The organism is Streptomyces sp. NPDC004126 (genome assembly GCF_050275515.1).
GTDB lineage: Bacteria > Actinomycetota > Actinomycetes > Streptomycetales > Streptomycetaceae > Streptomyces.
The window spans coordinates 26,121-35,791 of sequence record NZ_JBNNPF010000017.1; the positions used below are offsets into that span (position 1 = coordinate 26,121).

The 9,671-nt window shown below is 76.4% G+C and carries 9 protein-coding genes and 1 pseudogene; 3 read left to right on the forward strand and 7 right to left on the reverse strand.

Annotated elements, in window-relative coordinates:
* Nucleotide 1 precedes the first annotated feature (1 nt).
* Nucleotides 2-673 (reverse strand): formylglycine-generating enzyme family protein, encoded by a 672-nt coding sequence (locus ACQKM2_RS17910; RefSeq protein WP_427710770.1) that lies wholly within the window; start codon nt 671-673, stop codon nt 2-4.
* A gap of 112 nt (nt 674-785) precedes the next feature.
* Here ACQKM2_RS17910 and ACQKM2_RS17915 point away from each other — a divergent pair, with 112 nt between their 5' ends.
* Nucleotides 786-1,490: an XRE family transcriptional regulator gene (locus tag ACQKM2_RS17915; RefSeq protein ID WP_427710772.1), complete on the forward strand. Its 705-nt coding sequence runs from the start codon at nt 786-788 to the stop codon at nt 1,488-1,490.
* Here the strand turns inward: ACQKM2_RS17915 and ACQKM2_RS17920 are convergent.
* The 3 genes from ACQKM2_RS17920 to ACQKM2_RS17930 form a co-directional block, all read right to left on the reverse strand.
* On the reverse strand, nt 1,487-2,623 hold the full coding sequence (locus tag ACQKM2_RS17920) for an MBL fold metallo-hydrolase (RefSeq protein ID WP_427710773.1): 1,137 nt from the start codon (nt 2,621-2,623) through the stop codon (nt 1,487-1,489). The two genes, ACQKM2_RS17915 and ACQKM2_RS17920, sit on opposite strands and share 4 nt — an antisense overlap.
* Nucleotides 2,624-2,668: 45 nt before the next feature.
* On the reverse strand, nt 2,669-3,925 hold the full coding sequence (locus ACQKM2_RS17925; protein WP_427710932.1) for an aminotransferase class I/II-fold pyridoxal phosphate-dependent enzyme: 1,257 nt from the start codon (nt 3,923-3,925) through the stop codon (nt 2,669-2,671).
* A gap of 109 nt (nt 3,926-4,034) precedes the next feature.
* Nucleotides 4,035-4,607, reverse strand: coding sequence for a TIGR03086 family metal-binding protein (locus tag ACQKM2_RS17930; RefSeq protein ID WP_427710775.1), 573 nt, complete (start codon nt 4,605-4,607; stop codon nt 4,035-4,037).
* Nucleotides 4,608-4,821: 214 nt separating this feature from the next.
* On the opposite strand from ACQKM2_RS17930, the gene ACQKM2_RS17935 reads away from it, so the two are divergent.
* Entirely contained in the window at nt 4,822-5,652 is an 831-nt protein-coding gene (locus ACQKM2_RS17935) for a methyltransferase domain-containing protein (RefSeq protein WP_427710776.1), read from the forward strand.
* Nucleotides 5,653-5,656: 4 nt separating this feature from the next.
* Here the strand turns inward: ACQKM2_RS17935 and ACQKM2_RS17940 are convergent, their stop codons facing one another.
* The 3 genes from ACQKM2_RS17940 to ACQKM2_RS17950 form a co-directional block, all read right to left on the reverse strand.
* Nucleotides 5,657-7,636 carry a DUF5107 domain-containing protein gene (locus tag ACQKM2_RS17940; RefSeq protein ID WP_427710777.1) on the reverse strand — a complete coding sequence of 660 codons (1,980 nt, stop codon included), beginning with the start codon at nt 7,634-7,636 and terminating at the stop codon, nt 5,657-5,659.
* Between the two features lie 64 nt (nt 7,637-7,700).
* Complete coding sequence (locus ACQKM2_RS17945) at nt 7,701-8,600, reverse strand: arginase family protein (protein ID WP_427710779.1); 900 nt, start codon at nt 8,598-8,600, stop codon at nt 7,701-7,703.
* Between the two features lie 78 nt (nt 8,601-8,678).
* Entirely contained in the window at nt 8,679-9,212 is a 534-nt protein-coding gene (locus tag ACQKM2_RS17950) for a GNAT family N-acetyltransferase (RefSeq protein ID WP_427710781.1), read from the reverse strand.
* Between the two features lie 34 nt (nt 9,213-9,246).
* On the opposite strand from ACQKM2_RS17950, the pseudogene ACQKM2_RS17955 reads away from it, so the two are divergent.
* Nucleotides 9,247-9,671, forward strand: a pseudogene (locus ACQKM2_RS17955) (hypothetical protein); the annotation flags it as partial.

The following is a 9,671-nucleotide window of genomic DNA, read 5'->3' on the forward strand; positions in this document are numbered from 1 at the left end:
TTCAGTGCGCGGCGGAGCGGGCGAGGCGGAAGCCAACGTCGTCGACGCGGAAGGCCGGGTGGCTGCGGCGGCGGGCGGAGGCGCGGCAGGACCAGTGCTCGTCGAACCAGCCGCCGCCGCGCAGGACCCGGTACTCGCCGTAGACCTCGGCGTCGTAGACGTCCCAGCACCAGTCCCAGACGTTGCCGAGCATGTCGTACAGGCCCCAGGCGTTGGGCAGTCTGCCGCCCACCTCGTGGAGGGCTTCACCGGAGTTGCCGCGGTACCAGGCGATCTCGTCGAGCGGGCCGTAGTGCGGGCCGTCCGTTCCGGCGCGGCAGGCGTGCTCCCACTCGGCTTCGGTCGGCAGCCGGTACCCGTCGGCGGCGGCGTCCCACTCGACGGCCCCGCCGCCGTCCGCAGCCGCGGCCGCTGCGGCGTCGATGCGGTAGGCCGGGGTGAGGCCTTCGTGGCGGGAGAGGGCGTTGCAGAAGCGGACGGCGTCCCACCAGGAGACGCCCTCGACGGGCAGCCGGTCCCCCGGGGCTCTGCCGGGCCGCTCGCCGGTGATCCGGGCGTACAGGGCCTGGGTGACCGGGAACGCGGCCAGCCGGTAGGGCTCCAGCTCGACGGCCCAGCTCCGCCGCGTGCGCCGGTCGGACAGGGTCACCCGCCCCGCCGGGACGGTGGTCATGCGGATTTCCGTACTCGGGTCCATGGGGAAGTGATCTTAGCCGTGGTGCTCCGCCGGAGGTGGGGCGGCAACCCCTGTTGCCGCTCCTGGGACGGTGGGGTGGAATGCCCGCATGGACGCCGCTGCCCATGACCACGCCCACACCCACGACCGTGCCCACGACCGGGCCCACGACCGGGCCGACGGCTCCGGCGGCGTCCCGCCGGACGGGCCCGCCTCGCACCGCGCGGTGCTCGACGAGGTCGGCCCCCGGCTCAGGCGGTTGCGGGAGCGGCGCGGGCTCACCCTGGCGGTGCTGTCCGAGGAGACCGGGATCTCCAAGAGCACCCTGTCCCGGCTGGAGTCCGGGCAGCGGCGGCCGAGCCTGGAGCTGCTGCTGCCGCTGGCGCGTGCCTACCGGGTGGCCCTGGACGAGCTGGTCGGGGCGCCTCCGGTGGGGGATCCCCGGGTGCGGATGACGCCCCGCGCGATGCGGCACGGCGGGACGTCCGTGGCTCTGACCCAGGGCCTGGGACCGCTCCAGGCGTACAAGATGGTCATCCCGGACCGGGGCGCCGAACCGGACCTGCGCACGCACGAGGGCTACGAGTGGCTGTACGTGCTGACCGGCCGGCTGCGGCTGGTGCTGGCCGGGCACGATCTGGTCCTCGGCCCCGGTGAGGCCGCCGAGTGGGACACCCGGACCCCGCACTGGTTCGGCAGCGCCGACGGGCGGCCGGTGGAGATCCTCAGCCTCTTCGGGAAGCAGGGCGAGCGCATGCACGTGGTCGCGAAGCCCAAGCCGAAGCCGACGCCGGAGCCGAAGGGCGAGGGCTAGAAGCTGCGGGAGCCGCCGATCGGCAGGTCCCAGAGGTCCTCGCGGGGCAGACCGGCGCGGGCCCAGGCGGCGCGGGCGCGGCGCAGGGGCTCCATGACGGGCTCCGCCGACAGCACGAAGGTGGCCCAGTGCATCGGGGCCATCCTGCGGGCGCCGAGGTCCAGGCAGGCCCGTACGGCCTCCTCCGGGTCGGCGTGCACGTCGCGCAGCCACCAGCGCGGGGCGTAGGCGCCGATCGGCAGGAGGGCGAGGTCGATGCCGGGGTGCCGGCGGCCGATCTCCCCGAACCAGTGGCCGTAGCCGGTGTCGCCCGCGAAGTACACCTTCCGGCCGCGGGCCGTGTCGGTCAGCATCCAGCCGCCCCACAGGGTGCGGCAGGTGTCCAGCAGGGAGCGCTTGGACCAGTGGTGCGCCGGGACGAACTCGAAGCGTACGCCGCCCAGTTCGGCCGACTCCCACCAGTCGAGCTCGGAAACCCTGGTGAAGCCCCGGCGGCGGCACCAGCGGGCGAGCCCGGCGGGGACGAAGAGCGCGGTGTCGCGCGGCAGCCGCCGCAGGGTGGGGGCGTCGAGGTGGTCGTAGTGGTTGTGGCTGATCACCACCGCGTCCACGGGCGGCAGTTCCTCCCACGGCACCCCGACGGGAGTCACCCGCGCCGGGGTCCCCAGGATCCGCCGGGACCACACCGGGTCGGTCAGCACCGTCAGGCCGCCGGCCCGGAGCACCCAGCTGGCGTGCCCGGCCCAGGTGGCGCACACCGTCCCCGGGGGCACCGCGGGCAGCGGGGCGGGCTCGTACGGCAGGTCGGGGATCCCGCTCAGGCCCTCCGCCCCGGGCCGGAAGGCGCCCTCGCGGGCCAGCCGGGCGAAGGCGCGCAGCCCGGGCAGCGGGGTGGTCAGCCGGTCCGCGAACGAGCGCGGCCAGAGGCGGTGCTCGCCGAGCGGGCGGGCCGGGGCGGGCGCCGGCGACGGCTCGGGCACGGCAGCCGCGGGCGCCGGCTCGGGGGCGAGGGCCCGCGGGGGTCCGGGGAGCGTGGCGGGCACCGGCGGGCGGCGGGCCGGGTGGCCGGGCAGCGCGGCCGCGGCACCCCCCGGCGGGGCGGTGGTCACGGGGGCGTCCGGCTGGTCCCTCATCGTGGAGTCTCCGTTCGGCGGCGGCCCGCCGGCGCGGGCCGCACTTCAGTCGGCCAGTCCGGCGAGCACCGACCCGAGCCGGTCGAGCGCGCCCCGTACCTGCGGCAGCGTCAGCGGGTCGCGGGCGCCCAGTGCGGCGAGGCGTTCCGCGGGGGTGGCGCCCAGCAGCGGTCCGGTCGACAGCCGTACGCGCGGGGCGCCCAGTTCGTCGGCGAAGCGCTGTCCGCCGGGTGTGGCCGTGCCCAGCCGGGCCCCGAGCCAGTCCTCCAGTTCCATCGCGTCCCCGACCCCGTGCCGGGCGAGGCCGGCGCGCAGCGGGGTGAGGTCGGCGTACAGGTGCCGGCCGGCCTGCGGGGGCCGGGCGAGGGCACCGGCGGCCAGCAGCACCCGGTGCGCGGCGGCGGCCACCGTGCCGTGCAGGGCGGCGGCCGCGTAGGCGCGTCCGGCGACGGCGTCGCTCTCGTCGAGGGCGTACGCGGCGGCGACGGCGACGGGGCCCGCGACCAGGGCGCCGGTGGCGGTGAGGACGTCGAGGGTGCGGGCGCGCAGCCAGGTGCCGCTCGGAGTGCCGGGGAAGCGGACCACGGCGGCGGGCCAGCCGCCCGGCAGCAGGGCTCCGGCGAGGTCGACGAGGACGGCGGCCCGGTCGGGGAGCATTTCGGCGGGGCTCAGCACCAGGGTGTCGTGCGGCCGGTGCACGGTGTCGCGCCAGCTCTCGTCGCTGACCACGAACAGCCCGGCGTCCTCGGCCGCCTCGCAGGCCTCGCGGACCAGCTCGGGCGGCGGCACGGTCGCGGTCGGGTCGTCGGCCACCGACAGCAGCAGGACGCGCGGGTCTCCGCCCTCGGCCCGGACCCGGCGCACGGTCTCCAGCAGGGCGTACGGGTCGGGTACGCCCCCGCACTCCGCCGGGGTCGGCACGTGGTAGGCCCGCCGTCCCAGCAGCCGGACCTGCGGGGTCCACCAGGCGGGACAGGGCCTGGGCAGCATGACGTCGCCGCCGTACGCCCCGAGCAGGGCCAGCAGGAGGGCGGGCGCGCCGGGCCCGGCGGCCACGTTCTCGGGGGCGGTGGCGAGCCCGCGCCGGGCCCAGTGGCGGCAGGCGGCCTCGCGCAGGTCCTGCCCGCCGCCGGGGGGTTCGGGGGCGGCGCGGTCCGCGGCGGCGGCGAGCACGGAGGTCAGCTCCGGCAGGACCGGCAGGCCCGGCTCGGGGGCGGGGGGACCGTACCTGACGGGCCCGCGCCCCTCCGGTGCCGGGCGGCGCCAGAGCCCGGCGAGCCCCTCCGTCATGCCCTCGGCCATCCCCGACACGTGCCCGCCTTCCGCCGCCACCACCGATCGACCCGCCCTTTATACGATTATTTACGCCGCTACGCCCGTTAACCGTGACGGCCCCGTCGGGCTTTTCCCCTCACCCCTTCCTCCCCAGGAGGGCCAGCAACCGGGTCTGCGCGTCCGCGCCGGCCGGGACTTCCAGCGGCTGCGCGTACATCCCGCTCGCGGCGAGCCCGTCGGCGTACGGCATGACCTCCTTGATGGAGAACTCGACGAGGTCGGCCGGCAGCCGGTCGTCCGCGCCGATGGCCCGCGAGAGGTCCCAGGTGTGCACGACGCAGTCCGCCGTCAGCTCCGAGCAGTACGCCGATCCGCGCGTGGGCCCGTACGAGAGCGCGATCGTCCGGTCCAGCGCGCCGGGCGCGGCGAAGGCCGCGTGCCCGGCGGCCGCGGCCCGCTCCCAGGCGGCCTGCGGGTCGTCGCCCAGCAGGTCGCCGGCGAGTTCGTCGCCCACGTCCGCGACCGTGCGCCCCTCGGTGACCAGCGGCGGGATCCACAGCTGCTCGCCGGTGACGTGGTTGACCAGGTCGCGCACGGTCCACTCGGTGCACGGGGTGGCCGCGTCCCACTGGGCGGCCCCGACGGCGCGCACGCGCTCGCCGAAGAGCCGCAACGCGGCGGCGTGCCATTCCAGCAGCGTCTGCGGCATGGGTCCCACCGTCCTTCGCCCCGAGGTCGGCCGCCCCCTGGGCCCCACGATCCTCGTCCCCGCCACTCCCTGCCACCGACCCGGCCAATCCCCTTGCCCCACACCAAGGTTGTCCACATGGCGAAACGCATATCTCGCATTGCGAGCGGATCGCCTACGGTGATCACAACGCCTTCGACGACGTTCGACGACCTTCGACGACGAGGAGTACGCCATGACCGACGCCCACGACGCCCACGAGACAGCCCTGTACACCCACGGCCACCACGAGTCCGTGCTGCGCTCGCACCGCTGGCGCACCGCCGCCAACTCGGCCGCGTACCTGATCGGCGAACTGCGCCCCGGCATGCGCGTGCTGGACGTGGGCTGCGGCCCGGGCACCATCACGGCGGACCTGGCGGAACTGGTCTCCCCCGGCGGCCACGTCACCGCCGTCGACGCCGCGGCCGACGTACTGGAGCAGGCGGCCGCCCACGCCGCCGAGCGCGGACTGTCCGCGGCGGTCGACTTCGCCACGGCCGACGTCCACGCGCTGAGCTTCCCCGACGACTCCTTCGACGTCGTCCACGCGCACCAGGTGCTGCAGCACGTCGGCGACCCGGTGCAGGCGCTGCGCGAGATGCGCCGGGTGTGCCGGCCCGGCGGGGTCGTGGCGGTACGGGACGCCGACTACGCGGCGATGACCTGGTACCCGGCGACGCCGGGCCTGGAGGAGTGGCAGAGCCTGTACCGGCGGGTCGCCCGGGCCAACGGCGGCGAGCCCGACGCCGGACGCAGGCTGCTGTCGTGGGCGCGGGCGGCCGGCTTCACCGACGTGGCGGCCTCCGCGACCGCCTGGTGCTACGCCACACCGGAGGAGGTGTCCTGGTGGTCCTCGCTGTGGGCGGACCGCACCACCGCCTCCTCCTACGCCTCCGTGGCGACGGAGGGCGGCCACGCCACCCCGCAGGAGCTGACCGCCGTCGCCGAGGCCTGGCACGCCTGGGGGAAGGCCCCCGACGCCTGGTTCTCCGTCCTGAACGGCGAACTGCTGTGCCGCGTCTGAGGTACTACCCCGGCGGGCGCATCCGGAAGTCGTACTCCGGCGGCAGCGGGCGGTCCGTGAGGGCCGCCCACACCTCGGACAGGGTCTCCTCCCCCTCCCGCAGGTCGGCGATCTCGAAGCCGTCCTCGAAGACCCGCCGGGCCGCGCCCACGTGCCCCTCGGCCGCCAGCAGCCTGGCGGCCAGCAGCCGGAACCGGCCCTGCTCGCGCAGTGACGGCCGCAGCCGGTCCCAGACGGCCCGCGCCGCCGCCGGCCGCCCGGCCGCGAGCAGGGCGGTCATCGCCTCCCGCCCCAGGGCCGCCTCGGCCGCCGCCCAGGACGCACCGCCCCGCCCCTCCCCCGCCAGGCCCGCGAAGGCCGCCTCGTAGCGGTCGGCGGCCCGCTCCGCGTTCCCGGCCAGGGCGTCGGCCGCCGCCAGGCAGCGCAGCAGCGGCCAGCGCGACGGCGCCGGCGCCTGGGCCAGCCCCCGCTCCCAGCTGCGCACCGCCTGGGCGACGTCGCCGGCGTGCCACTGGGCCACCCCCAGGTGGTACTCGGTCAGCGGGTCCGCCGGGGCGGTCTCCAGCATGTCCCGCCAGTGCGCGGCGACCAGGCCCGGGCCGGGCGGGGCGTCCTCGGCCGGGGCGGGGAAGACCCCGGTGCGCCACAGCTCCAGCCAGGGCTCCTGCTCCTCCTCCAGGGTGGACTCCGGGAAGGGGGTGCCGGGCAGCTCGAAGCCCCCGCACAGCACTTCCAGCGCGCCCCAGCCCGAGCCGTCCGCCAGCCGCTCCCCCGGTTCGGTGTCGGCGTGCCCGCGCCACGCCTTGTACGCCGCGTCCAGGGCCCCGGCCGGCAGTACCGCGTCGAGCGCCGCCGAGGCGGCCCCGCGCGCCGCCGCCCAGTCGGCCCCGTGCACCGCCGAGGGCTCCGCCGACAGCGGCCCGTACGCCTCCAGCCAGCTGAACTCCGCCCCGGCGTCCAGCCGTACGTGCTCCAGCTGGGTCCGGGCCAGTCCCGCCTGGATCTCGGCGTAGCCGCCCGTACCGGGCTCCGTCAGCCACTCCTGCCACCGGCGGCCGCCCGGCCCCGCACCCCACGTGAACAGCTTCCGCCCGCGCAGCAGCCCGGTGGAGGCCTGCACCAGCCCGTGCCCCTCGCCGTCCAGAGCCGCGATCCAGGGCCGGTCGGCGGCCCCGTCCTCGACCTCGTAGAAGAAGTCGGCGGGATACGTACTGCGGAGCGGGTACGTCCGGTCCGCGCCCTCCCACTCCGGCACGGGGATCCGCCTCAGCGCCCGCTCGTACCCGAAGTTCCAGGCTTCCTCGGCCGGCGCCAGGACCCGCGTGCCGCCGCCCTCGGGGACGGCGGTGTTGGACCACCAGTACACGGGGGCGGGCCTCTCGTGCGGATTGCGCACCCGCACGCCCGCGTACAGGTACTCGGAATCGGCGGGGAGCCACAGATCCACCTGGAACGGCAGGTCGCGCAGCCGCTCCCACTCCCACAGCCGCACCATCACGCCCCCGTCGGGCGCCGGCACGAGCGCGGCGTGCAACGGGGAGCAGGACAGGGCGGTGTGCCCGGTGGCCCCGATGTTCCACTCGATGCCGCCGGAGAACCAGGCCCCGTTGAGCGCGAAGTCGGCCGGCTGGAACACCGGGTTGCGGTACAGGAGTTCACGCCCGCTCTCCAGGTGGACGAGCGAGTGGATCCGACCGCCGAGCCCGGGCAGCACGGTGACGCGCAGCCGCCCGTTCTCGATGACGACCGCCTCGAACTCCCGCTCCGCGCGCCGCCGTCCGTATCCGTCGCGGATCCGGACGGGCAGCAGGGAGCGCAGCGGCTCGTAGCCGATCTGCCGCGCCATGTCGCGCGGCAGCCCCTGGCGCGAGCGCTCGTCCAGCTCGTGCACGCCGTCGGGGGCGCGCAGCGCGGGCAGTGGGTTGTCGGGGCCCAAGGGGGCGGCGGGAAGGATCAGCTGGGCACGTCGCACGGTGGTGGCCATGGGGGAATGGAACACTCGGGTGGGCCGCGTGCACAGTGGTTCCGCACATCACCACCGGTCAGGATTACGCAAAGGCCCCCACGACCAGGTCGGCGAGGAGAGCGCCCGCACGCCCGTCCGGATCCAGATCCGGGTCGTAGATCGTCACGTTGAGCCCGACGCACCGCGGTGAACGGGCCAGCTCCCCCAGCAGTTCGCCGAGTTCGTCGGGCAGCAGCCCGCCCGGGTCCGGGCTGTCGACGGCAGGCATGACGGACGGGTCGAGCACATCGGCGTCGAGGTGGATCCAGAAGCCGGCCGTCTCCGGCGGGTGCAGCCCGTCGAGCGCGGCCCGCGCCACCGCGCCCGCGCCGCGTTCGCGGATCTCCCCCACGGTGTGGGCCGCGATGCCCGCCGCGCGCAGCTCCGGCAGGTCCTCGTCGCCGTCGCGCAGCCCGAAGAGCCGCACGTCCTCCTCCCGCAGGTAGGGCCCGAGCCCCTCCAGATCGGTGAGGGACCCCTGGCCGCGCCCGGTCGACAGCGCGAGTTCCTCGCCCCCGGCCGGCCCGACGGGCCCGTTGACGGCCTCGTTGCCGGGGTGCCGGAAGTCGGCGGAGCCGTCGATGGCGGCGAGCCCGTACCGGCCGAGGCGCCGCATCGCGAGGGCGGCGCCGAGCTGGATGGAGCAGTCACCGCCCAGCACGACGGGGAACTCCCCGTCCCTCAGGTGCGCTTCGATCCGGTCGGCGAGGGTCACGGTGTACGCGGCGATGGCGTCGGCGTGGAAGACGCCGTCGCCCTCCTTCCACTCGCCCCGGTCGTAGCGCGGCGGAACGACCACCCCGCCCTCCCGGGCACCGAGCCGCTGGAGCAGCCCTTGCTCGCGCAGCGCGCCGGCGAGCTTGTAGACCCCGGGCACGGTGCCGGGGGCGGGCGGGCGCAGGCCGAGGTTGGAGGGGGCGTCGAGGAGTACGAGGCTTCGCATGCCGTCCATCCTGTGCCATGCGCCGGGTCCGTGCCCGGGTTTCCGCCGCGCGGGGCCCGACCCACGGGCCGCACCGCGTCAGGGAGCCGCCCGCGTCACCGCCCACCGCTCGTGGTCGCGCCACGCCCCGTCCACGTGCAGGAACTCCGGCGAGAACCCCTCCAGGCGGAAGCCCCGCCCCCGGACGAGGCCGATCGACGCGGTGTTGCCGGGCTGGATGTTGGCCTCCAGGCGGTGCAGCCCCAGGCCGTCCTCGGCGAAGGCGTGTGCCAGCAGGAGGTCGAAGCCCTCGCCGAACAGCCCGCGCCCGGCGGCGTGTGCGAAGGCCCCGTACCCCAGCGCCCCGCACTGGAAGGCGCCGCGGACGATGTTGTTGACGTTGGCGAACCCTGCGATGTCCCCGGTGGCCAGCTCGCAGACCAGGAACCCGCTCCCTGCACGCTGGGCGGCGTACGGCTCGTACTCCTCCACGGTCGCGGGCGGGGACAGCCAGGGCCGGTGCAGCCCGCGGCTCTCGCGCACGCGGGCGGTGAACTCGGCCCCGTCCGCGTTCCGGAAGGGGCGCAGCCCGATCCGCACACCCGTGCTGACGTACTCGGCGGAATAAGACATCGCCCCAGGTTAGGCACTGTGGAAGCATCCCGGTGTGATCATCACCCCGAGCCCCGCACCGAGCACGCCGGAGCAGCTCCGTGCCGCCGCCGCCCGCAACAACGCCGAGTGGTGCGCCGCCGTCTCCCGCAGCGGCCACTTCCGCGACGCGCTCTGGTGCAGCCCGCACCGCACCCCGCCGCTGTACCCCGACGCCGTCACCCTCACTCCGGGTGCCACGGCGGCCGAGGTGCTCGCCGGGGTGAACACGGCCGCGCCCGGCTGCTCGGTGAAGGACAGCTTCGCCGCGCTCGACCTGGCCCCGGCCGGCTTCGAGGTGCTGTTCGGGGCGCAGTGGATCCACCGCCCGGCGGGGCCGGGCGCCCCGGCGGGCGGGCGGGGGGGGGGGGGCGGGGGGGGGGGGCCCGGGGGGGTGGGGGCCGGGGGGCGCGCCGGGGGCGGCGGGGGGTCGACCGGCCG

What these genes read in the sequence shown, in the direction of transcription:
- ACQKM2_RS17910 (WP_427710770.1), bottom strand. Translation starts at nt 673, where the DNA reads ATGACCACCGTCCCGGCGGGGCGGGTGACCCTGTCCGACCGGCGCACG.
- ACQKM2_RS17915 (WP_427710772.1), top strand. Translation starts at nt 786, where the DNA reads ATGGACGCCGCTGCCCATGACCACGCCCACACCCACGACCGTGCCCAC.
- ACQKM2_RS17920 (WP_427710773.1), bottom strand. Translation starts at nt 2,623, where the DNA reads ATGAGGGACCAGCCGGACGCCCCCGTGACCACCGCCCCGCCGGGGGGT.
- ACQKM2_RS17925 (WP_427710932.1), bottom strand. Translation starts at nt 3,925, where the DNA reads ATGGCCGAGGGCATGACGGAGGGGCTCGCCGGGCTCTGGCGCCGCCCG.
- ACQKM2_RS17930 (WP_427710775.1), bottom strand. Translation starts at nt 4,607, where the DNA reads ATGCCGCAGACGCTGCTGGAATGGCACGCCGCCGCGTTGCGGCTCTTC.
- ACQKM2_RS17935 (WP_427710776.1), top strand. Translation starts at nt 4,822, where the DNA reads ATGACCGACGCCCACGACGCCCACGAGACAGCCCTGTACACCCACGGC.
- ACQKM2_RS17940 (WP_427710777.1), bottom strand. Translation starts at nt 7,636, where the DNA reads ATGGCCACCACCGTGCGACGTGCCCAGCTGATCCTTCCCGCCGCCCCC.
- ACQKM2_RS17945 (WP_427710779.1), bottom strand. Translation starts at nt 8,600, where the DNA reads ATGCGAAGCCTCGTACTCCTCGACGCCCCCTCCAACCTCGGCCTGCGC.
- ACQKM2_RS17950 (WP_427710781.1), bottom strand. Translation starts at nt 9,212, where the DNA reads ATGTCTTATTCCGCCGAGTACGTCAGCACGGGTGTGCGGATCGGGCTG.